This is a genomic window from Pauljensenia sp. 20925_1_27 (assembly GCF_041432835.1).
Classification (GTDB): Bacteria; Actinomycetota; Actinomycetes; order Actinomycetales; family Actinomycetaceae; genus Pauljensenia.
The window spans coordinates 43373-66256 of the sequence record NZ_JAPWAH010000009.1 but is presented as its reverse complement, the minus strand read 5'-3'; the positions used below and the strand labels follow the sequence as shown (position 1 = coordinate 66256).

Below are 22884 nucleotides of genomic sequence, written 5' to 3'. Positions count from 1 at the left end.
GAGACAACATGTCCGCTCCTCAGCAGCCTGGTTACAACGCTCCCGTCCAGGGCAAGTCCCGCATGGTCGCTGGCCTGCTCAACCTGCTCCTCGGCGGTATCGCCGCCGGCGACTTCTACCTCGGCCACATGAAGGTCGGCGCGATTCGCGTCGCCGCTCTGATTCTCGGCTACGTCCTCATGGTGATCGGTGGCACGTCGAATAGCGGTGCCCTGCTTGGCATCGGCTACCTGATCGTCCTCGTGGTTGGCATCGCGGGCCTCGCGTGCGCCATCATGACCTTCATGGGCAAGTGGATCTACGCGACGGACTCCAACGGCGTTCCCACCGTCTGAGCACCTGCGCTCCGCGCGTGATGCGCGCGTCAGACTACCCCGTGGGGCCCGGCTTGATGCCGGGCCCCACGCTTTTTCATTGGCGGAGCGTGCTCTCGAGGGTGAGAGTGATCGTTTGTGAGGTGAGGAACCACGGCGCTGCTTCGCGGCCTCCGGGATCAATCAGGGGCGTTTCGGGGTGGACGCGGCTCCCACATTGCTGCCTGTGCACGCTAGGCTATGTCAGTACGGCCGTTCGCGGCCCCCCACGACAACCGAAAGGCTCACCCATGACGACGCCCGACCCGCAGGCCACTCCCTTCTCCCCCGAGGATCCCGCGAAGGATGCCACCCCCGAGGTCCCCTCGGCCGACTTCTCGATTCCCGACGCTCCCGCGGTTGACGCTGCGGGCGAGATTCCCGCCCCCGAGGTTCCGGCATTCGACGCCGCCCCCGATACTGCTGCGGCCCCCGACGCGCCGTCCTTCCCCCAGGCCTCGGCCCCCTCCTTCGACGAGGCGACCGCGACGCCCGGCTCGACCACCTACGGCACCGCCTACGACGCTACCTCCGCCCAGGCGGGCCCCGATGCCGCCGCGAATCAGGCGCCCTACGGTGCACCCGAAGGTGCGCAGCCCGGATATGGTGCGCAGCCCGGATATGCTCAGCAGCCCGGTTTCGAGCAGGCCGCCTACGCCGCGGGCCAGCAGGCCTACGGCCAGCCCGGTTACGCACAGCCCGCGTACGGCCAGCCCGTCGTCGGTGCGCCCAAGCAGTGGATCGTCGCCGTGCTCCTGGCGTTCTTCCTGGGTGCCCTGGGTATCCACAACTTCTACCTCGGCTACACGGGCAAGGGCATCATCCAGCTGATTCTGACGATCACGGTGATCTGTGCGCCCGTTTCAGCCATCTGGGCGCTCATCGAGTTCATCATGATCCTCGCCCGCTCCGGTGACTACGCCACCGACGCTCAGGGCCAGCCCCTGCAGTGACCCCCTGAGGCTGTTGTCGCGGCGCTGAGTATGCGACAATCGAGTCATGCTGCTCAGTGACCGCGACATCAAAGCCTCCCTGGACTCCGGGCGTATCCAGCTCGACCCGATGGACCGCGACTTGGTTCAGCCGGCCAGTATTGACGTGCGCCTGGATCGCCTGTTCCGCCTCTTCGATAACCACCGCTACCCGGTGATCGACCCTGCGGCGGACCAGTCGGACCTCACTCACCTGGTCGACGTGGGCCCCGATCAGCCCTTTGTTCTGCACCCGGGCGAGTTCGTCCTGGGTGTCACCTACGAGCTGGTGACCCTCGGTGATGACATCGCGGCGCGCCTGGAGGGTAAGTCCTCGCTCGGCCGTCTCGGCCTGCTCACGCACTCGACGGCGGGCTTCATTGACCCCGGTTTCTCGGGCCACGTGACCCTCGAGCTGTCGAATACGGCGACGATGCCGATCCTGCTTTACCCCGGTATGAAGATCGGGCAGCTGTGCTTCTTCGACCTGTCCTCCCCGGCCGAGCACCCCTACGGCTCCAGCGGCCTCGGCTCTCATTACCAGGGCCAGCGCGGGCCGACTCCGTCGCGCACGCACGAGCGCTTCACGCGCACCCGCATCGAACGGTGATACCTGATGTCGGCTCTTCCTCCTCCACCGCCCTCTCGGCTTGAACGTATGCGCGCCGAGCGCGCCGAGCGTGCGGCTCGCGAGATGAGCTATCCGCCGGCACCGGACCCCGTCGAGCTGCCGGAGCCGCCCGCTCCCGAGCCTGCGGATCTTCAGGCACCGCCGCTGCCGGAGCCGCCCGCGCCCACGCCCGTCATGGGGGTCCCGCAGGCGACCACCGCCCCGCAGATCAGCGGTGTCCACGAGGCAGGGGTCGGTATCCCCCCGGTCGCGCCCTCCCCGACTCGCACGGGTGTCATTCAGGGCGTCGCGCTGCCCGGCATGACTCCGCGCGGCGAGCAGATCACCAACAGGGACGAGGCACCGCAGGCCTCGCCGGTGAGGCGTTCCCTGAAGGAACGCATGGCTGCTACCGCTCATTCCTTCGCGGACCCGACGCCGATGAGCGCGACGGATAACCCGCTCACGCAGACGAACGTCGGGTTGACGACGATGACCGCGACGGACGCGGCGTTCCAGATTGCCGCCGACGGTGAGGTCACGAGCGCCGAGGCGGCCGTCCCGATCGCCGCAGCCATCGAGGTGAGCGAGCCCGCAGGCGTCATCGACCTGGCGGACGCGCGCGCCCATCATCTCTTCCTCGTCTCTGAAGCGGTTGACCCCGCCGAACTCGAGGCCCTCGCGATTTCCATGTGGGACGAGGCTGGGTGGATCGCCCCGGGTCGCCTCCGCCTGTCCTCCGAGGCCGAGCTGGAGGGGCCGTGGACGCTCGACCAGCCGACGCGCGCCGAGCTGGGCACGCCGGCCTCGCTGACGAATGCGTGGGTCCTGCGCTGTCCGCAGGCGCACGCCCGCCAGCAGAATAACGGCGTCATGGGCGAGTGGGACAAGGCCTTCCCCGAGGGGGTGCCCACGGGCCTGGAGTACCGCGTGCTCGAGGCGCTGCGTCGCATGGCTCGCCGCCTCGCCGGTGGCCTGCGCATCGCGGGCAGCGGCTACGTCATGGTTCCCGACGCCGATTCGGCCGTGAATCTGACGGTTTATTCACCGCGCTGGATCAACCCTGAGGACCTGCTGTCCGCGATGCGCGAGCGCGCCGGGTTCGAACAGATGAAGGACGCGCGCGATATTGCGCCCGAGGCCCCCAAGCCTCCTCCGCTCACGCCCGCGCAGGTCGCGCAGATCGAGAAGCTCAAGGCCGAGCTGGGCCCGGTTCGCAAAGACATTGCGTCCAAGATCGCGAAGGCCCGCGAGGAGCTCGAAGCCCAGCGCGACCAGCCGCAGGTCGTCGACGGGTACGCTCTCATGAGCCCGATCGGGCACCGCTCCGACATGATGATCGAGGTCCACGCCGTGCCCACGCCTCCGCGCGTCCTGCGCTGGGAGCCGTGGACGGCCGGGGCCATCATCGAATACCAGGTGCGCTGGCTGCCCACGTCCGCTCCGACGCCCGGGGCGGGGGCGATGAGCCGCACCGCGCGCCTCGAGCGCCTGCGTTCCACGCAGGACGTGGAGAAGGCCGCCGGCATGATCGCGACCCTCGTGGGCGGCAACGTCGTCGACGAGGACGGCTTCCTCGTCGGCCTCGAAGAGATCTCCACGGAGGACGAGGAGTAGCCTGCCCTACTGACCGCGCTTGACGGACTCGAGCAGCATGACGGCCACGTCCCGCACCTCCGGGAGCTTCGCACCAGACGAGGCCGTGGCGGCGTCGTTGTTCGCGCCGCCCTGGTCGGCGTCGGAGGAGACGAAGCCGGCGGACGTGCCCGAGGCCGAGCCGAGCATCTGGGAGCAGAAGGGGCAGGCCGTCGCGACGACGTCCGCACCCGTGGACGCGGCCTCGACGATGCGGGCGTCCGCGATGCGGGTCCCGCGCGTCTCCTCGAACCAAGCGTGCGCGCCGCCCGCGCCGCAGCACATCGCGCGGTCGCGGTTGCGCGGCATCTCGACGAGCTCCACGTTTGGCAGGGAGCCCACGAGCTCGCGCGGCGGCTCATAGATCTTGTTGTGGCGGCCCAGGAAGCACGCGTCGTGGTAGGTGACCTTCAGGGACGAGGTCGTGGGGGCCACCGGCGTGAGCAGGCCGTCGCGCACGAGGCGGTTGAGGAGCTGCGTGTGGTGGACGACCTCGAAGTGGCCGCCGAGCTCCGGGTACTCGCCCGCGATCGTGTTGAAGCAGTGCGCGCAGGAGACGACGATCTTCTGGGGCTTGGCTTCTGTGAGCGTGTCGATCGCCTGGGCGGCCAGCATCTGGAAGAGCGCCTCGTTGCCGGCGCGGCGGGCCGGGTCGCCCGTGCAGGACTCGCCCGAGCCGAGGACCGCGAAGGACACGCCCGCCGTGTGCAGCAGCTCGGCGACGGCGGCGCTGGTCTTCTTCGCCGTGTCGTCGTAGGCGCCCGCGCAGCCCACCCAGAACAGGTAGTCGACCTGCGAGGCGTCCTCAATGTCCTCGCCGACGACGGGGATGTCGAAGTCGAGTTTCTTCGCCCAGTCCATGCGCTTGCGGGCGGGCTGGTTGTAGGGGTTCGCCTTGGATTCCATGCCGCGGAAGGCGCGGCCCAGCTCGCGGGGGAACGCGCCCTCCATGAGGACCTGGTGGCGGCGCAGGTCGAGGATGTGGTCGATGTGCTCGATGTCGACGGGGCACTGTTCGACGCAGGCGCCGCAGTTCGTGCAGTCCCACAGGACCTCTTCGGAGACGACCTCGGGGACCAGGGGAGCGGTGACCGCGGAAACGCCCTCGGGGCCGGTCGCGCCCGACAAGGACAGGGCGGAGACCAGGTCGAAGGAGTGCGGCGAGGCAGGCACGCCCTTGTCGAGCAGCACCTCGCCATCCTCGAGCTTCTGGTGACCCTCCTCCTGTTCGACGATCTGCACGTTGGAGGCGGACTCCATGTGGTCGCGCAGGCCCATGATGAGCAGCTTGGGGGAGAGGGGCTTCTGGGTGTTCCACGCGGGGCACAGCTCCTGGCAGCGACCGCACTCGGTACACGAGTACAGGTCTAGGCGCGCCTTCCACGAGAAGTCGTCGACCGTGCCCACGCCGAGAACCGTGTCCTCGGGGAGATCATCGAAGTCGTCCTCGCTGGTGACGGGCTTGCCGTCAATGAGCATGTGGTCAGCCGGTCCTAGGGACTTCGTACCGTCGGCGTTGCGGCGCGTGTACAGGTTGAGGATCGCGACGAAGCGGTGCCAGGCGACGCCCATGCCGGTCTGGATGCCGACGACCGTCAGCCAGGTCATGGAGGTGAGGACCTTGAGGGCGCTGACCAGCACGATCGCGTTTGCCAGCGAGGCGGCCGAGGAGGCGGCGGCGGCCGCGAAGAGCGCGCCGAGCCAGGCGGTGAGCGGGAAGTGCAGGGCGGTCGCGTGGGCCTCGAGGCCGGGCGTCACGCTGAAGAGCGCGTATTCGAGGCCGCGCAGGGCCACGACGCACGCGCACACGATGAGAATGACCCACTCGACGAAGAGCGCCTGCCAGCGGGTTGAGCCCAGGAAACGGGAGGCCAGGCCGCGCGGGGAGGAGTCGCGCGGGTGGGGCGTGGCCAGGGACGAGGGCGGGGTGCCTTCCGGGTCGGCCGCGGCGGCAGCGGCGTCGGGATCGTCGTTCGACAGGGCCGCCTCGGCGGCCGTACCGCGCCCGGCGCGCTGGCGCACGACCATCAGAAGGATGATGCCAACCAGGCCGCCCCATGCGAAGACCTCGGTGAGCCACTCCCACGGCGCGAAATGTCCGAGGAGAGGCAGCGTGAAGGTCTGGACGCGCAGCTGGGCGTACCCGGTGATCAGGGTGAGGAAGAGGATCGGGAAGGACACCATCACCAGCCAGTGGGCGGCCTTGATCCACGGGCGCCCCTTGAACTCGCGGTGGGTGAGGGCCGCGGAGATGACGCCCCAGAGGCGCTTGCCCACGGGGGTCAGGCGTCCAGGGTCGGGCGTGCCCGCGCAGATGGTGCGCCACATGTGTGTCAGGCCTCGCGCGAACGACAGGACGGCCACAGCGGTCACCAGCAGGGCGAGTCCCCACATGATGGCGCTCAGCGTCGGATTGGCCACGTTTCCTCCTCATGATTGCTCCACTCCATTGTGGCATCTTGACCCAGAGGAGACCGATTCTGCCTGGCAAAGCGTGCGCAATTACGCGCTGCGCGGTGGGGCTGGCCGAGCTTGCATGTGCTCGCCACAACGTGGATATATGCCACGAGGAGGGGAAAAGTATGGGAGAGTGAGAGCGTGCTTCCCGTCTCGCAGCCAGACATGACACTGTCCGACCAGGAACTCTTCGGAGACGATCACCCGCATGATCACTGCGGGGTCTTCGGAGTATGGGCCCCGGGCGAGGACGTTTCCCGCCTGACCTACTTCTCCCTCTATGCTCTGCAACACCGCGGCCAACAGAGCGCCGGTATTGCGACGTCGAATGGCAAGCAGATCCTTGTGTACAAGGATCAGGGCCTCGTGTCGCAGGTGTTCTCCGAGCAGTCCCTCCAGGGTCTGCGCGGCCACATCGCGCTGGGCCACGTCCGCTACGCGACGACCGGCGCCGACGTGTGGCGCAACGCCCAGCCGACGCTGGGCCCCACCCCGACGGGCACCCTCGCCCTGGCCCACAACGGCAACCTCACCAACACGGTCGAGCTGCGCGAGCTGGCCTCCGAGATCGCCGACGACGGCGAGGACTTCGAACGCGGCGCCTCCACCGACACCTCCCTCGTGACCGCGCTGTTGGGCATGGCCGACCGCATCCCCGGGCCGACTCCCTTCATCGCGTCCCCGTCCGTGACGCCCGGGCACACGAGCGCGGATGAGGCCGCCCCGGCCTCGTCGATGGACGACCTGGAGCCCGCGCCCCTCGTCGGCGCTGCCCTGAAGGTCCTGCCGCGCATCAAGGGCGCGTTCTCCCTGGTCTTCATGGACGAGCACACGCTGTACGCGGCGCGCGACCCGCACGGCTACCGCCCGCTTGTTCTCGGCCGCCTCGCCTCCGGGTGGGTCGTCGCCTCCGAGACCGCCGCCCTGGACCTGTGTGGCGCGACCTTCGTGCGCGAGGTCGAGCCCGGCGAGCTCATCTCGATCGACGCCTCGGGCGTGCACTCGCGCCGCTTCGCCGTGCGCCGCTCCAACACCTGCGTCTTCGAGTACGTGTACCTGGCCCGCCCCGACACGACGATCGGTGGGCGCCGCATCGTGGCCGCGCGCCACGAGATGGGTGCCGCCCTGGCGCGCGAGAACCCCATCGAGGCGGACCTCGTGATCCCCACGCCCGACTCGGGCACGCCCGCCGCGATCGGCTACGCGCAGGAGTCCGGCATCCCCTTCGCCCAGGGCCTGGTCAAGAACGCGTACGTGGGCCGAACCTTCATCCAGCCCACGCAGTCCCTGCGCCAGCTGGGCATCCGCCTCAAGCTCAACCCCCTGCGCGAGGTCATCGAAGGCAAGCGCCTGGTCGTCATCGACGACTCGATCGTGCGCGGTAACACGCAGCGCGCGCTGGTTAAGATGCTGCGCGAGGCCGGGGCCGCCGAGGTGCACGTGCGCATCTCGTCGCCGCCGGTGGTGTGGCCGTGCTTCTTCGGTATCGATTTCCCGACGCGCGCCGAGCTCATCGCCTCGTCCATGAGCGTCGAGCAGGTCCGCGACTCGATCGGTGCCGACTCCCTGGCGTACCTGTCGATCGACGGCATGGTTGCGGCCACCGGACAGGGCACGTCCCTGTGCATCGGCTGCTTCACGGGCGAATACCCCGAGACGATCCCCGCCGGGACGCCCGTGCCCGGAACCCCCGACGCTACCCCCTGCTAACCTCCACGCCCGCGACGCAACCCCTGCGCCGCGGGCATCGTTCTCAACCCGACCACCCAGACACGGCCTCGTCGAGCGCCATCCGCGAAAGGCACCACCCATGACCGATACCCCCCTGGACTACGCGACCGCTGGCGTCGACACCGCTGCGGGCGACCGCGCCGTCGAACTGATGAAGAGCGCCGTCGCCGCCACCCACGACTCCACCGTCCTGGGCGCGACCGGCGGATTCGCCGGCATGGTGGACGCGTCGGCGCTGCTGGGCATGGACAAGCCCCTGCTCGCGACCTCCACGGACGGCGTGGGCACCAAGATCGCGATCGCGCAGGCCATGGACGTGCACGACACGATCGGCCAGGACCTGGTCGGTATGGTCGTCGACGACATCGTCGTGATTGGCGCGCGCCCGGTCCTCATGACCGACTACATCGCCTGCGGGCACGTCGTCCCCGAGCGCATCGCCTCCATCGTCACCGGCATCGCGCGGGCCTGCGAGGCCACGGGCACGCCCCTCATCGGCGGCGAGACCGCCGAGCACCCGGGTGTCATGGAGCCCGATGACTACGACATCGCGGGCGCGGCGACCGGCGTCGTGGACGCCTCGAAGCTGCTGGGCCCCGAGCGCGTGGCCGACGGTGACGTCGTCATCGCGATGGCCTCCTCGGGCCTGCATTCCAACGGCTACTCGCTGGTGCGCTCCGTCGTCTCCCGCGTGGGCGCGTCGCTGGAGTCCCACGTCGCCGAGTTCGGCCGCACCCTCGGCGAGGAGCTCCTCGAGCCCACGCGCCTGTACACGCGCCTGTGCCTGGACCTGGTCGAGCGCTTCGGCGTCGAGGGGATTCACGCCTACTCGCACGTGACCGGCGGCGGCCTGGCCGCGAACCTGTCGCGCGTCCTGCCTGTCGGCGCGGTGGCGACCGTTGATCGCTCCACGTGGACCGTGCCCGCCGTGTTCGACTGGGTGCGCCGCGGCGGCGACGTCACCTGGGTCGGCATGGAGGACTCCCTGAACCTGGGCGTCGGCATGGTCGCCGTCGTCTCCGCGTCCGTGGCCTCCGAGGTCCAATCCGCGATCAACGAGGCCGGGGTGGCCGCGTGGGTCCTGGGCTCCGTCACGTCGGCCGGCACCGACGGGACCGTGGCCGGTTTCGGATCGGTGTCCGAGCTGAGCGCGGACTCCTCCGGCGTGCGCCTCATCTCCGGCACGAAGGGCGTCCAGGCTGGCGCCGTGCTGCTGCACGGCGAGTACCGCGTCGGCTGAGCGTTGCGTGAGCGTGCGAGAGGGGTCGGGGCCTGCGGGCCCCGGCCCCTTGCGTAGGGGCGTCAGAAATAGTGGTGTGGGTACACCAAAGCGGCGGACCGGTTCTCGGTCCGCCGTGTGGCTGAGCCGTTACTTGGTGGAGGATCCACCCGTCCAGAAGGACTCATCGAGCTGCTTCGGGTCGATGTCGTCGTCTTCTGCGGGAATCTCGGCGAAGTCGGCGTATTTCGAGTAGAGGTCGTCGTCGATTGCATCGTCCTCTTCGGGCTCGTCCGCCGGCACGTGTGCCAGGTACGAGTCCTCATCCGCCAGCTCTCGCTGAAGTGCGTTTAGGTCGGTGTCGGGGCTGAAATACTTCAGCTTCCGAGCGACTTTCATCTGCTTAGCCTTTTGACGGCCGCGCCCCATGGCGTCGACCCCCTCCGCGTCGTTCGGGTCCGCGTGGAGCGGTTCCCTGGGTGTTCAAAATGTTTCGTGGGTCCATCATAGCTAATGACGGGCCTTGACCTCACCTTGGATCGTGTTTTGCGCGCTCAGCTGAGCGGCACTCCGCCCGCGAAAGCCCACGAAAACGGGGAAATGTAACCGGCGCAACCCACGGCCGGTGTGGCCGGAGTTACGCCGGTTCGCGTCAGTTGGTGCTTACAGCGCCTCGGTCACGTCGGACTTGAGGGCTGCGAGCGTGTGCGCGGCGGCCTCGCGGGCTGCGCGGCGGGCCTCGCGACGGGAGCGACGCGACGAGCGGGTCGCCAGCAGGACGATCACGCCGATGGTGCCGATCGCGGACAGGGCGACGATGCCGACCTTTTTCAGGGCCTCGGCGTTGCCGCCGGCCGCGTCCTGCAGGGTCAGCGACGCGGACTCCTTGAAGGAAGCGAAACGGGCGCTGGCCTCGTCCTTCGCCTCCTGGGCGAGGGCGGCGGGCTGGACGCGTGCGTACAGCTGGTCGATCGTGGCGGCCAGTTCGGCGCGCTGACGCTCGAGGTCGGCAGTGATCTGGGCCTCCGTGCGCGGCTCAGAGGAGGTGGACGCGGGGGCGGACTCGCCGACCGTCACGTTGCGCGGATCGAGGTTGGTGCTCACTTGCCCAGTCCCTTCTCGATGGCTTCCTTGGTGGCGGCGACCGACGCGGCAGGGTCCGGGCGGTGCGCCTGCGCGCTCTTGAGGGAGCGGGCGCCGACGAGGGCGAGGATCAGGACGATCAAGAGGAGGACGCCGACGATGATCAGCGACGCCGCCCACGCGGGCAGCACGAGCGCGAGCGCGATCTCGGCGGTGTGCAGCGTCCAGCCGAGCAGGTAGAGCGCGAAGACCGCGGCGACCACAAGGAGGGCGACGCCCTTACCGCTCTTGGCTGCGAAGGTGCGCAGCTTCGCCTTGTTGAGCTCGATCTCGCCGCGAATGATCCCGGAGATCTGGCCGGTCACCGACGCGAAGAGGGCGCCGATGCTGGGGCGGGCCTCGCCGGCGGCCTGCGCGGTGTTGACGGGCGGCGGCGGGTACTGCCCGGGCTGGGGGGTGGGCTGAGTCATGGGTGCTCCTGCGCGTGCGGGTGAGCGAGGCGGTGCCTCGCCTGATACGCCTAGTCTCTCATGAAGGAGGTCGGCTCGCAGTGACCGGTCCGTTACTCCTGTGGGGCGATCGAACCGGGCAGATCGGAGAGGATCTTGCGGGCGCGCACGACCAGGTCGGAGACCTCGGGCTCGGCCATGGCCGGGTCCTCGGTGTCGACGACGGGAATGCCTCGCATCGCGGTCTCGGTGCGGGGCTCGGGCGAGGCCTGGGGCACCTGCGTTGCCTGGCTTGCCTGGGTCGCTTGGCTTGCCTGGGCGGGCGCGGTCTCCACGCGGGTGGTCGCCGCGTCGAGGGCCGCCTCGGCGGGGTCCGTTTCCTCGGGTGCGGAGGACTGCTGCGCGTTCGCGGTCTGTGCCCCGGCCTCGTCGGTGGTGCCGAGCGGGTGCCATGCGGGGGCCTGTGCGCCGGTGGGGGAGATGACCTCGTCGAAGGAAGCGGGCAGTGCCGAGGGGATCGGGCCGAGGAGGGCCTTCGGGTCCTCGGGGTTGGCCTCCAGGGAAGCGTTGATGAGCGCGACGGAGGGGCCGGGCGCGTCGAGGGCGACGCGGCCGTTCGTCAGGAGGATCGCGCGGTCGGAGGCGGCGGCGACCTCGGGGTTCGGGGTCGCGAGGACGACCGCGCAGCCCGCGTCCGCGAGGGCGCGCAGGAGGGGGCCGAGTTCCGTGCGGGCGGCGGCGGGCAGGGTGATCGGGTCTTCGACGAGGAAGACCTCCGCGCCGGACACGATCGCGCGGGCGATGAGGGCCTTGAAGCGCTCCCATTCGGAAAGCTCGGAGGGGTGGAGCTCGACGCGCTGGGCGAGGCCCGTGATCTGCAGGGCACCCACGAGGTTGTCCCAGTCGGCGACGGAACCCGTCGCGGACAGGGGAGCCAGGATGTTTTGGCGGATCGTCAGGGATTCGTCGAGCGGGGAGTCGGCGCGGATCAGCGCGACCGAGCCGATACGGCCCGCGAGGCGCGCCGCCAGCGAGCGCGAGGGCGCGGCGACGATGCGGCCCGCCTGCGGCTCCTCGAGGCCAGCGAGGATCAGGAAAAGGGCGCGGGCGCGGCGGCCCGTCGGGTCCAGGATCGCGCTCAGCGAGCGCGCGCGGAAGCCCAAGTCGATGTTTGCCAGGAGGACCGCGCCCGTGACGTGGTCCGTGTACGTGATGCCCAGGCCTGCGACCTGGACGCGGCCACCGCGGCCCTTCGCACAGAAGGAGCGGCGCGAGCGGTACCAGGGGCGCGGCTCGGCGGGCGGCAGGTGTACGGGGGCGGCGACGGCGAGGTCGTTGCCGGTGGCGTTGTGGGCGTTGTTGTGGGCGTTGTTGTGGGCCGCGCTGTTGGTGCTGGTGTCTGCGCTGTTGGCGGGCGTGATGAGGGGGCCGTCGGAGACGAGGGTTTCCTGCGGGTCCAGTGCGCCGTCCTCGGCGAGCGTGGCTGCTGCCTCCTGCTCGGAGGGTGCGCCGACCTCGTCGAGGGCGCTGAGCGTCTCCTCGAACGACGGGGTGGACATCTCGGCGAGCGCGTCCGCCATCGACTGGGCGGGCGTCTGCGAGACTTGCTCAGCGCCAGCTTGCTGGGCGGTTTGCTCGCCAGCTTGCTGGGCGGCGGCCGTCATATCGGCCAGCTCCTGGCCATCCGAACCGTGCAGGTTTTCACGCGGGTCATTCGACATGCCCCCATTGTTTCAGGATCGTGCCACTTGTGTCGCCATGGCACGCGGGAGTAGGTGGGGTGATACGTTTGTGAGGTCCTGCGAGCGCGCGACGCGACCCCGGTCGCGGTGTTCCCCGGCAGGGGATGACCCCGTGTAGTGCATCAGGAGGACGTATTCCCCGCGAAAGCGGGGATTTTTCTCTCTGAGGGCGGGTGAATGACATCTTGTCTGCAATATCGGGAACGTGTATTGTATAAGAAAAGTTCTTCTGTTATGGTTACTGCATCACCTCCGAGGGGGTGATGACAGCGCCGTCGGTGCTGTCGGGCTCAACATTTTCAGAGTAACCGCATGAGCTCATGCTAGCGCGCATGCCGTGCTCGGAGGATGATTTTGACTCAAGGAAGAGGAAATGGCCCGAAAAGACAAGCAGAGAGTTTCGCTGACGACGCCAGCAACTGCGGAACCCCCGATTTTCCCTGCCGCCCAGCCCGGCCTCGGCGCTGCTGATCTCTCCGCATTGGCCAGGAGCTTCTGGGCGAAGAGTGGAGACTCCGGCAGCTGGCTGTCCGTCGTCCAGCACCTGATGGATGCCGCTGACGTTGCGGGGCTCCTCTTCGACGACTACCTGAGCGAGCATCATCGCAGGCTCATGGCCTCGGTCTGGGGAGGAGATCGCGCCAAGGCACGGGCCTCGTTTGTGTTCCTCGCAGGGGTGCACGACGTGGGCAAAGTGAGCCCTCAGTTCGCGTGTCAGCGTCAAGATCTGGCTCAGCTGATCCGCAGCGAGGGGCTGGTCGTCATGCGCAAAGCCGATTACGCTGAACGTGCGTTCCTTCCCCATGGCCTCGTCAGTCAGTTCGCGCTACAGGAGGAAATAGCTGCGGGTGGCGGCGATGGATCACGGGCCCTCCAATGGGCGATTCTCGTCGGTGTCCACCATGGTCGATACCCGGACGCGGGTGCCGTGTACGTCGCACGACAGCAGTACAGGACACAAGAAGGATCGCGCGAGGATGATCCCCGTTGGAGCCAGGCGCGCTCGGAAATTCTTCGGTGGATGGCGGCGCGTAGCGGTTTCCCGCTCATCGCACCTGTCACCGCCCTGCCCGAGCTGCCCATTGCGGTTGCCTCCGCCTATGCCTCGGCCCTCGTGATCGCGGACTGGCTCGCTTCCAACGAGGATTACTTCTCGCTTCGGCCCCGACCGGTCGATGAAGCTGGAAAGCTGTCGATTGAGGGATACCCCGAGCTCACCGCGGATCAGCAGCATGAGCGTGTCGAGCGCGCCTGGAAGCGAGCAGGCTTCCCGGCCCCCCTGTGCATTCCCGCAGCGCCGACCGATGAGGTCGCAGACTTCTACCGTCACCGTTTTGGGTGGCCGGCCTCGTACCGTCCGACCGAGGCCCAGCGCGCCGCCGTCGAGATTGCGACGCGCGAGGATCCGGACCTCATGATTGTCGAGGCGCCGCCGGGGTCTGGGAAGACCGAGCTGGCCTTCGCGGCGGCCGAGGTTCTGATGCGCGCTCGGGGGCTACAGGGAGTGTTTGTTGCGCTGCCCACTCAAGCCACGACTAACGCGATGTTCGAGCGTGTCACCGCATGGCTCACAAGCATTCTGGGCGATGAACCGCAGAAGCTCGGCATCCAGCTCGCGCACGGGAAAAACAGCCTCAACGAGTCCTTTGTCAAGCTCCTCGAACGCGGTAAGAGCCCCCTTGAAGTGCATGACGGCGAGGAGGATCTCGGCCTTCATGCGAGCCGGTGGATGGGCCAGCGTTGGCGATCGACCCTGTCGCCGGTTGTGGTCGGCACAATCGACCAGGTGCTGCTCGCTGCCCTGAAGTCGCGCCACGTGCTGGTGCGTCACCTCGGGCTCATGGGCAAGGTCGTCGTCATCGATGAGGTGCACGCCGCCGACGAATACATGGAGACGTACCTGGAGGCCGCGCTCACGTGGCTTGGTATGTACGGGATCCCCGTTGTGTTGCTGTCGGCGACACTGCCGCCCGCGCGGCGTCTCGCTCTTCTGAGCGCCTATCGCCGAGGTCGTGGGTCGTCGGGCGTGAGCGCTGAGTCGGTCGATGGAATGATCGGCTATCCGGCAATTTCGACGGTGTCCGCCACGGGTGTGTGCGTCCATGAGATTCAGGGTGAGGCTGAGGTCCCCAAGAGGATCATCCCGACCTCGCTCGGCTCGCCGCAGGAAATCGCGGAGCTTTTGGACCGCGAGCTCGCCGAGGATGGATGCGCCGTCGTCATCCGTAATACGGTCCGCGAGGCCCAGGAAACATACGAGGCCGTGAGAAACGTTTTTGGCCGTGAGCAGTCGACACTGCTGCACTCGCGTTTCCTGGCCGCCGAACGTGCCGCCCGCGATCGCCGGATGCTCGAACTTTTCGGAAAACATAGTCAGCAGCGTCCCGTCAGGCACGTCGTCGTCGCAACCCAGGTGATCGAGCAAAGCCTCGACGTCGACTTCGACCTCATGCTCACCGATCCCGCGCCCATGGACCTCGTGCTGCAGCGTATCGGGCGACTTCACAGACATGACAGAGCTGAACGTCCACGCGGCCTGCGCGATGCCAGGTGTCTCGTGATCGTCGAAGATGCAACTCCCTCTCCCTGGGCGTACTCACGCGGAACCGACTACGTGTACGCGCGCTACTCCGTCCTGCGGACCCTGGGAATTGTCGCTGATCGCGGCGAAATACTCGTCCGTGAACCGTTGGACTACGCGGAATTGACGACTCTGGCGTATACCGATGATGTGCCGGTTGGTCCCGCGCAGTGGCGCGAGGCCCTCGATGCCGCGTTGGAAGAGCGCAACAAAGCACGCGCCCAAGCACAAGCGAAAGCAACAACCTGGTGCCTCGGCGAAGCAAATACGCCCTCGTGGCAGGCCCTCGAACTCGAAGAGAAATTCCTCGGCAATGCCGCAACCGGTGACGAATCAAAGGGAATGGGAGTCGCAGTGGCCCGCGCTGCCGTGCGCGACGGAGAAGACCAGATCCCCGTCCTCATCGTCGCCCTCGACCCCGAGCTGGGCAACGTACCAGTGGCTCCCCCTATCAGCGGGGTGCCAGAAGACGACACGCCTCTCGCAGTCGGTGAATACAACGCTCGAGGGCGTATCGCCGACATCTGCTCGTGGAGCGTCTCCCTGCCGCCGTGGGCGTTGCGCGCTCGCGGGCAGAGCATCGACGAGGCGGTGGACGCAGTTGCAGGTGCCATCTGGGATGATCCCATCACGACGGAATGGGCGTGTCGCGAGCACCCGTTCCTGGCAGGAGAACTGATCCTCGCGATGTACAAAACTCCCGACGGGGAGCGCCTCACGCGCGACCTGTGCGGACACACATTCACATACTCCACAGAAAGAGGAATGGAGGTGCAGGGTCAATGAAGAACCCTGAGTACAACCTACTCGACGAGCCGTGGATACCCGTACGGCTCGTCGATGGGACCATCACTGATGTCGGCCTGCTGGAGTTACTCCGGCGCACGACCGACATCGCGGACCTAGCGTGCGAGCTACCCACGCAGAGCATCGCAATTCAGCGATTGATCCTGGCAATCGCGTATCGAGTGGCCACACCGCACGATACGCGCGACTGGGTCAGGCAGTGGGAGGACGGAGCTCCAACGGAGCAGATGATCGAGTACCTCGAACGGTGGCGGGATCGTTTCTACCTGTTCGGGGGTCACTTCCCGTTCATGCAGGTGGCGGATTTGCGTACCGCGAAGGATGCTGTGTCTGGACTGGAGAAACTGATTGCTGATGTTCCTAACGGCGAGCAGTTTTTCACGACCCGTCACGGCCGCGCACTGGCCTGCATTCCTGCCTCGGAGGCTGCACGCTGGTTGGTGCACGCGCAGGCGTACGACCCCTCGGGCATCCGTTCAGGAGCAGTCGGTGATTCCCAGGTCAAGGGCGGAAAAGGCTATCCCATTGGCCCGGCTTGGTGCGGACACCTCGGGCTCGTCTGGCTCAAGGGCCAGGACCTTGACGAGACGCTCGTCCTGAACCTGATCCCCGCGTCCACGGCCGCGTTGCGCGGCGTTGATAGTTCGACCGAATGGGGAGTGTGCAGCTGGGAGGCTTCCGAACCGGAAAGCTCGGTTCGTGGTGACTACTCTCTCCTCGACCCCGCGGGCACTCCCAAGGAGCTGAGCATCCCTCGGCTTCTCACCTGGCACTCCCGTCGCATCAGGCTGGTTGGCGACTCGTCCGGCGTGACGGGCGTCGTCTTGGCGCAGGGCGACAAGCTTGCCCCGCAGGAGATGCGTCTCTATGAGCCTCAGAGCCTGTGGAGGTACTCAACCCCGCAATCCAAGAAGTTCAAGACCGACGTCTACATGCCTCGTAAATTCGAGGCGGGCCGCGCGCTCTGGCGCAACCTCCCCGGCACCCTGCCCACCGTGACAACCGTGCAGGGCGTGGACAAGCAGCCCAAGCGGGAGTTCCTCCCCTCCGCGACGCTGTCCTTCCACTACCAGCTCGACAATGCCTCGATCCAGACCAGCTATCCCAAGGTGATGCGGATTCAGGCTGTTGGTGTCACCTACGGTCCGCAGGAATCGACGTTCGAGGATATCTACTCGGACGAGCTGACGTTGTCAGTTGCCGTCATGCGAGTCGAACGTGAGGATCTGTCCGCCGAGATAGACCGGCAAGTTCGCCTGACAGAAGAGGTTGCCAGAGATGTTGGAACTCTGGCGGCAAACCTCGCACGCGCAGCTGGTGAGAGCGGAGACGGTGCTGGCGATGGGGCTCGAGATCGCGCTAAGGAGCTCTTCTTCTCCGCTGTCGACAACGATTTTCGGTCCTGGCTGACCCAGGTTGATGGGCACGAAAGCGGGCGGGATATCGGGCGTCGGTGGGAGTGTACGTTGCGTCAGCACGCTACGGATATTCAGACCGAACTCGTCAGGGGTGCCTCGTCGTCGGCAATCATCGGTCGGGATACCGGCAGGGGATACATGAACGTCGGTATCGCTGAAAACTACTTCCGGTCGGCGCTCAACAAGCGTCTCCCGGTACGGAACACCAATCAGGAAGGAACGAAATGACCAGCAATGATGCTGCTCCGGAGACCCCTCCGGATGGCGCTGCGAAAGGTTTGTCGACACGGCGCGCAGTGTACGGACGCGTCGGCGGCTTGATCGTGAATCGGCTCTGGAAGGAGACTCCTTCGGCTCGTGCCCTTCGCGCGCAGCTGCGCGGAGCTCTTTCGCGGGAGGCGGGGTCGGTGCCCGAGCTGTGGGACCTGACGCTCGATGATCGCCCAGGCTATCTGGGCGACGAGCCGACCCGAGGTGAGAAGGCCGTCCACGGGGCGCTCACTCTCTGGGCCCTCCACCAGGGATCGAACACGAGACCCATGCACGACACGTCGGACCGTCCGCGCAGTTTCGCGTCCGCGGTCCGAGTCGTGGCCGAGGGACAGAAGGGGCAGAGCGGTGAAAAGCGAGCCGAGGAGACTCCGATCTATCGGCGTTTTTCGGCGGCCGTTCAAGCGCCCACGTTTGAGGGACTTCTCGTGCATCTGCGTTCGCTTATCTCTCAGCTCGAAGCCGCCGAGATTCCCTGCGATTACGGGTGGCTGGGAGCCGACCTCTTCACGTGGCAGGATCCGCGTCACCGCACGTCCGTCATGCGCAACTGGGGGCGGCAGTTCGCTCGTCCCGCTGAAACCATCCAGACCGAAACCGACTCCGACGAGTGACGTCGGGCACCACCATCAACCGCTTCATTTGTGAAAGGAAAGACAATGTCCGTCTTCGTTGATATCCACGTCCTGCAGACCCTCCCTCCCTCGAACCCGAACAGGGACGACACCGGCGCACCCAAGAGTGCGACCTTCGGTGGAGTCCAGCGTATGCGCATTTCGTCGCAGGCCATCAAGCGTGCGACGCGTCAGGACTTTGAGGGCAAGATTGCCGATGGAAATTACGGTGTGCGTACGAAGAAGATCGTCGAGCTGGTCGCACGAACGATCACCGAGAAGCGTCCCGACCTGGAGGCCGAATCGATCAAGCTCGCCGAGATGGGTCTGAAGGCCATCGGTTTCAAGCTCGCTGAGCCGCGTGGGAATAAGAGTGACAAGGAGTTGAAGGAATCTGGATTCCTCGTTTTCCTGTCGGCCAAGCAGATCGAACATGTTGCGGACGCACTGATTTCGGTCGCTCACGAGGATGATCCCGCGGCAGCATTCAAGGAATTGAAGCCGCGTAGCCTCGTGGATACGGATCACTCGATCGATATCGCTCTGTTCGGTCGCATGGTCGCCGAACCGAATGCGCTGAACGTCGATGCCGCATGCCAGGTTGCCCACGCGATTGGTGTCGGCGCGGTTGAGCACGAGTACGACTACTACACGGCCGTTGATGACGAGAAGAAGCGCAACGACGAGGCCGACGAGGGTGCGGGAATGATCGGCACGATCGAGTTCGCGTCCGCGACGGTGTACCGCTACGCGACGATCAACGTAGACCTGCTGCGTGAAAACCTGGGTGACGATGCCGTTGCGGATCGCGCCGTCGAACTCTTCGTGGATAGCTTCGTCCGCTCGATGCCGACCGGAAAGGTCACGACTTTCGCGAACCGCACGCTGCCGGATGCCGTTCTGGTTCAGGTTCGCACTGACCAGCCGATCAACATGAGTGGCGCTTTCGAGGAGCCGATCGTCGCGGGTCAGCACGGCTTCGCAAAACCCGCCATTAAGCGCTTCGTGGAGTTCGAGGCACGACTCCGCGAGCTGACTGGTCTGGAGGCCGTCGAGTCTCTCGTGTCGTGGACGACGCCTCGTGGCGAGAGCTTCTCGGAGCTCGGCAAGCAGGTGCGCCTGGCATCTCTTGGTGAAACCGCAGCGGAAGCGGTGCGAGGCACGCGATGAGTGCGGTGCTCGTCTTGAGGCTGGCGGGTCCCATGCAATCGTGGGGCGCGGACAGCCGATTCACGCGCAGGTCGACGGAGGCTTTTCCCACGAAAAGCGCGCTGGTCGGTCTGCTCGGTGCGGCACAGGGGCGCAGGCGCAGCGATCCCATCGAGGACCTGGCTGAGCTGAGCGTCGCCGTCCGGGTTGATCAACCGGGGCAGTTGCTCTACGACTTCCACACGGCGCATAGGGGTGATACGTCGATGCCTCTCTCTCACCGTTTCTACCGGGCGGATGCTGCGTTCGGAGCTTTCATCGAGGGGCCTGACGACATGATTGATGCACTCGCGCAGGCAATTGTTCGCCCGGTGTTTCCTCTCTACCTCGGCCGCCGCTCGTGCCCTCCGACCCTGCCGTTGCGCCTCGCTGTTCGCGAGGGCAGCGCGTGGGATGCGGTGCGCGAAACTCCATGGATGGCCTCGGCGTACTACCAGAAGAAGCAGCGTCACGATCATTACGTTCGGACGCGAATCGTTGCGGATCTGGGAATTATTCCGCCTCAGGTGGAGAAAACCTCCCAGCAGACGCTTCAGGACATGCCGATCAGTTTCGACTCGGAGAATCGCAAGTACACCCTGCGTACCGTCGAGGAGACATATATCGACCTGGAGAATCCGCAGTACGTGGAGACGAAACCGCAGGCCAGTCCCGTCCTCGTGCATGATCCGATGGAGGTGCTCTGATGTATCTGACACGCATCTACCTCAACCCGCACCGTCGAGGGGCGAAGCAGCTCATGCGCAGCCGACAGACGCTGCACGCGGCTGTGCTGAATTGCTTCCCCCCAGGCGTGCTGGATGATCCCGGCGCCCCGCGGGTTCTCTGGCGGTTGGACCGCCCGCCGGCCGTTCGGGGAGCTGCTCCTCGTCAGGGGAGTCCCTCGTGCGCGCTCTACATTTCGAGCCCGGTTGCTCCGGATCCCTCGCATATCGTCGAGGAGGCCGGCTACGCGACCGAGGGTGGGGTCGTCATCCGCGACATGAGTGCCTTCCTCGAGGGGCTGTCGGCTGGACAGAGGTGGGGTTTCCGCCTGTGCGTCAATCCGACGTTCCGGGAGGGCAGCCAGGTCAATGCACGGGGACGCAAGAAGGTTCTCGCACACGTCACGCAGGATCAGCAGACGCAGTGGGTCTTCGAACGCGCTGAGAAATGCGGGTTCAGGGTGCTCACCTCCGCTGAGCTTGGTGGTGACCTGCCGGTTCTCGAGGACAGCGACGGACAACGCGTCGACGGAGCGAATCTGCTGATTAACGGCGTTGAACGCAGTATCGCTGAGTTTAAACGCGGGGAGCGTCGCGTGACCCTCGGGGTCGCCACCTTCGAGGGGGTCCTTGAGGTGACGGACACCGAGGCTCTACGCCGAGCCCTCACTCACGGAATCGGCCGAGGGAAAGCCTACGGCTGCGGTTTAATGACCTTGGCTCGGCCATGAGACCGATCCCCGGGGCGAAGCCCCCAGACCCGAAAGACCTGGTGCGAGTTCGGGACCGGTTGACGTTCCTCTACGTCGAGCGGTGCACGATCAATCGTGACTCGAACGCGATCACCGTTGCTGATGGTCATGGAATCGCCCACGTCCCAGCGGCAGCGCTGTCGGTGCTGCTGCTGGGACCCGGGGTTCGGATCACTCACTCGGCGGTGTCTGTTCTTTCTGAGAGCGGATCGACTATCGTGTGGGTTGGCGAGAATGGGGTGCGCTACTACGCGCACGGCTCACCGCCCTCGCGTTCTTCGAGGCTGTTGGAGGCGCAGGCTCGCGCGGTGAGTGATCCGTCGATGCGGCTGACTGTCGCGCGCAACATGTACTTGATGCGCTTCGCAGGTGAGGACGTGTCGAAGCTGAGTCTTCAGCAGCTGAGGGGACGCGAGGGTGCTCGGGTGCGTCGCTTGTACCGGGAACACTCGCAGCGTACGGGGGTGCCCTGGGATCGGCGCGAGTACGATCCCGAGAACTATGAGGATGGTTCGGTTGTGAATCAGGCTCTCTCGGCTGCGAATTCGGCGATCTACGGGATCGTTCACGCGGTGATCGTCGCGTTGGGATGCAGTCCTGGGCTGGGGTTTGTGCACAACGGGAACTATCGCTCGTTTGTGTACGACATCGCCGACCTGTACAAGGCCGACCTCACGATTCCGATCGCTTTTGATGTCGCGGCTTCTCCGACTGACGAGGCCGTGGGCAGTGCCGCTCGTAAGGCTGTCCGCGATGCCGTGCGAGAGTTTCATCTGCTTGAGCGGTGTGTCGCGGACATCAAGGGGCTGCTGTCGGTGTCAGGTGCATTGGACGTTGAGGACGAGGACCTGATCGTCGACGACTTGCGACTGTGGGATGACCGCGAGGGCACTGTTGCCGCGGGCGTGGCGTACGAGGAGAGCGGGTCCTGGTGATCGTCCTCGTTTTGTCTGCCGTGCCTGAAGGTTTGCGAGGGCATGTGACTCGGTGGTTGATGGAAATCTCCCCGGGGGTATTCGTGGGGACGCTGTCCGCACGGGTCCGTGAACGCCTGTGGGATATCGTCACTGAAAACATGAAGACAGGGCGTGCCGTCATGGTCTACCGTGCGCGAAACGAACAGGGGCTCGAGTTCCTGACGTGGGGTGATCCCTGGAAGCCCGTCGATTTCGATGGGCTGACGCTCATGATGCGCCCCTACTACTCCGAGGGGCGAGGCCAATACTCCGAACCCGATCCCGCGGCGCGTCAGTTGCGTAAACGTCCTGCGATGAGTAACTTTCAGAAAAGGCGCAAAGCTCAAGGCTTTCCAAGATCTGATCGATCTGCGCGATAAAAGCGCAGGTCAGGAAGTGTTTTCCCCGCGTGAGCGGGGATGAGCCCGTTCCGTTCAATCTCAGGAGGCACCATGCTAGGTTTTCCCCGCGTGAGCGGGGATGAGCCCGCCACGTGCTCATCGGGGTGGACGTGGAAGACGTTTTCCCCGCGTGAGCGGGGATGAGCCCTCGCGGTATACATTCTGTCAGGGGCGGTTGTCGTTTTCCCCGCGTGAGCGGGGATGAGCCGCGATCGACAAGAAGCGCGACCTGTACCTCGAGGTTTTCCCCGCGTGAGCGGGGATGAGCCCTTGAACCAGGGGATGCCCGCATCCTCGCGGGCGTTTTCCCCGCGTGAGCGGGGATGAGCCCTGGAAACCGGGGAAATCAATGCCGCGTGTGCGGTTTTCCCCGCGTGAGCGGGGATGAGCCCGGCGGCAACCCGGCGGTAGAAAACTACCTGACGTTTTCCCCGCGTGAGCGGGGATGAGCCCGTCGCCTTGTCCACGCCACGCAGGAGCAGGCCGTTTTCCCCGCGTGAGCGGGGATGAGCCCAGGTCAGCCCCAATCACGGCTCCAGCCTCGCCGTTTTCCCCGCGTGAGCGGGGATGAGCCCAAGCCTGGCCAAGCATCTCGACGCCCTCACCTGTTTTCCCCGCGTGAGCGGGGATGAGCCCGCAGGTTTTCTGCGCCGCGCGTCCATGCGTCTGTTTTCCCCGCGTGAGCGGGGATGAGCCCCGACGCGCACCATGACTTTGCGCTTGGAGCGGGTTTTCCCCGCGTGAGCGGGGATGAGCCCGCCTGACCACGTGGGCGCGAGATGTCGCCGTGGTTTTCCCCGCGTGAGCGGGGATGAGCCCTGCTTCGATTGCGCCCGTGGACTGTTCGAGGTGTTTTCCCCGCGTGAGCGGGGATGAGCCCGGTGAACCGCACCGCGATCGCGCGCTTACGATGTTTTCCCCG

19 protein-coding genes and 1 CRISPR repeat array (1 of these 20 running past the window's edge) are annotated in these 22884 nt (G+C 66.3%); of the genes, 14 read left to right on the top strand and 5 right to left on the bottom strand.

Going from position 1 to position 22884, the window contains the following annotated elements:
• The first annotated feature begins 8 nt into the window (after window positions 1-8).
• From O3684_RS06565 to O3684_RS06550, 4 genes are all read left to right on the top strand, one after another.
• Window positions 9-335, top strand: a complete 327-nt coding sequence (locus O3684_RS06565; RefSeq protein WP_500065813.1) for a TM2 domain-containing protein — start codon at window positions 9-11, stop codon at window positions 333-335.
• A gap of 269 nt (window positions 336-604) precedes the next feature.
• On the top strand, window positions 605-1306 hold the full coding sequence (locus tag O3684_RS06560; RefSeq protein WP_500065812.1) for a TM2 domain-containing protein: 702 nt from the start codon (window positions 605-607) through the stop codon (window positions 1304-1306).
• 46 nt (window positions 1307-1352) lie between these two features.
• Window positions 1353-1934 (top strand): dCTP deaminase, encoded by a 582-nt coding sequence (gene dcd, locus O3684_RS06555; RefSeq protein ID WP_500065810.1) that lies wholly within the window; start codon window positions 1353-1355, stop codon window positions 1932-1934.
• A 48-nt stretch (window positions 1935-1982) separates the two neighbouring features.
• Window positions 1983-3551 (top strand): hypothetical protein, encoded by a 1569-nt coding sequence (locus O3684_RS06550; RefSeq protein ID WP_500065809.1) that lies wholly within the window; start codon window positions 1983-1985, stop codon window positions 3549-3551.
• A 6-nt stretch (window positions 3552-3557) separates the two neighbouring features.
• On the opposite strand, the gene O3684_RS06545 is transcribed toward O3684_RS06550, so the two are convergent.
• Window positions 3558-5990: a (Fe-S)-binding protein gene (locus O3684_RS06545; RefSeq protein WP_500065807.1), complete on the bottom strand. Its 2433-nt coding sequence runs from the start codon at window positions 5988-5990 to the stop codon at window positions 3558-3560.
• A gap of 177 nt (window positions 5991-6167) precedes the next feature.
• Between O3684_RS06545 and purF the strand changes: the two genes are divergently transcribed.
• Window positions 6168-7736, top strand: a complete 1569-nt coding sequence (gene purF / locus O3684_RS06540; RefSeq protein ID WP_500065806.1) for an amidophosphoribosyltransferase — start codon at window positions 6168-6170, stop codon at window positions 7734-7736.
• A 100-nt stretch (window positions 7737-7836) separates the two neighbouring features.
• The gene (purM, locus tag O3684_RS06535; protein WP_500065804.1) at window positions 7837-8997 is read left to right on the top strand and encodes a phosphoribosylformylglycinamidine cyclo-ligase; all 1161 of its coding nucleotides are present in this window, start codon (window positions 7837-7839) and stop codon (window positions 8995-8997) included.
• A gap of 129 nt (window positions 8998-9126) precedes the next feature.
• Here purM and O3684_RS06530 read toward each other — a convergent pair whose 3' ends face one another.
• From O3684_RS06530 to O3684_RS06515, 4 genes are all read right to left on the bottom strand, one after another.
• A complete protein-coding gene (locus O3684_RS06530) occupies window positions 9127-9405 on the bottom strand; it encodes a DUF3073 domain-containing protein (protein WP_016460513.1) in 279 nt (92 codons plus the stop codon).
• 234 nt (window positions 9406-9639) lie between these two features.
• Window positions 9640-10080: a DUF3618 domain-containing protein gene (locus tag O3684_RS06525; protein WP_500065802.1), complete on the bottom strand. Its 441-nt coding sequence runs from the start codon at window positions 10078-10080 to the stop codon at window positions 9640-9642.
• Complete coding sequence (locus O3684_RS06520) at window positions 10077-10529, bottom strand: phage holin family protein (RefSeq protein WP_500063786.1); 453 nt, start codon at window positions 10527-10529, stop codon at window positions 10077-10079. The genes O3684_RS06525 and O3684_RS06520 overlap by 4 nt, the downstream gene beginning before the upstream one ends.
• A 92-nt stretch (window positions 10530-10621) precedes the next feature.
• The gene (locus O3684_RS06515) at window positions 10622-12229 is read right to left on the bottom strand and encodes an ATP-binding cassette domain-containing protein (protein ID WP_500065800.1); all 1608 of its coding nucleotides are present in this window, start codon (window positions 12227-12229) and stop codon (window positions 10622-10624) included.
• Between the two features lie 394 nt (window positions 12230-12623).
• Here O3684_RS06515 and cas3 point away from each other — a divergent pair, with 394 nt between their 5' ends.
• Genes cas3 through cas2e form a run of 8 tightly spaced genes read left to right on the top strand, consistent with a single transcriptional unit; the run spans window position 12624 to window position 21941 of the window.
• A complete protein-coding gene (gene cas3, locus O3684_RS06510; protein ID WP_500065798.1) occupies window positions 12624-15617 on the top strand; it encodes a CRISPR-associated helicase Cas3' in 2994 nt (997 codons plus the stop codon).
• A complete protein-coding gene (gene casA, locus O3684_RS06505; protein ID WP_500065796.1) occupies window positions 15614-17284 on the top strand; it encodes a type I-E CRISPR-associated protein Cse1/CasA in 1671 nt (556 codons plus the stop codon). Before cas3 ends, casA begins: the two co-directional genes overlap by 4 nt.
• The gene (casB, locus tag O3684_RS06500; protein WP_500065794.1) at window positions 17281-17940 is read left to right on the top strand and encodes a type I-E CRISPR-associated protein Cse2/CasB; all 660 of its coding nucleotides are present in this window, start codon (window positions 17281-17283) and stop codon (window positions 17938-17940) included. The genes casA and casB overlap by 4 nt, the downstream gene beginning before the upstream one ends.
• A gap of 45 nt (window positions 17941-17985) precedes the next feature.
• Window positions 17986-19110 carry a type I-E CRISPR-associated protein Cas7/Cse4/CasC gene (cas7e, locus tag O3684_RS06495; RefSeq protein WP_500065792.1) on the top strand — a complete coding sequence of 375 codons (1125 nt, stop codon included), beginning with the start codon at window positions 17986-17988 and terminating at the stop codon, window positions 19108-19110.
• A complete protein-coding gene (gene cas5e, locus O3684_RS06490; protein WP_500065770.1) occupies window positions 19107-19835 on the top strand; it encodes a type I-E CRISPR-associated protein Cas5/CasD in 729 nt (242 codons plus the stop codon). The genes cas7e and cas5e overlap by 4 nt, the downstream gene beginning before the upstream one ends.
• On the top strand, window positions 19835-20584 hold the full coding sequence (cas6e, locus tag O3684_RS06485) for a type I-E CRISPR-associated protein Cas6/Cse3/CasE (RefSeq protein ID WP_500065763.1): 750 nt from the start codon (window positions 19835-19837) through the stop codon (window positions 20582-20584). The genes cas5e and cas6e overlap by 1 nt, the downstream gene beginning before the upstream one ends.
• On the top strand, window positions 20581-21540 hold the full coding sequence (cas1e, locus tag O3684_RS06480) for a type I-E CRISPR-associated endonuclease Cas1 (RefSeq protein ID WP_500063797.1): 960 nt from the start codon (window positions 20581-20583) through the stop codon (window positions 21538-21540). The genes cas6e and cas1e overlap by 4 nt, the downstream gene beginning before the upstream one ends.
• The gene (gene cas2e, locus O3684_RS06475) at window positions 21537-21941 is read left to right on the top strand and encodes a type I-E CRISPR-associated endoribonuclease Cas2e (protein ID WP_039929646.1); all 405 of its coding nucleotides are present in this window, start codon (window positions 21537-21539) and stop codon (window positions 21939-21941) included. Before cas1e ends, cas2e begins: the two co-directional genes overlap by 4 nt.
• 18 nt (window positions 21942-21959) lie before the next feature.
• Window positions 21960-22884: a CRISPR direct-repeat array (repeat unit 29 nt; unit sequence GTTTTCCCCGCGTGAGCGGGGATGAGCCC) (it continues 11549 nt past the right edge of the window).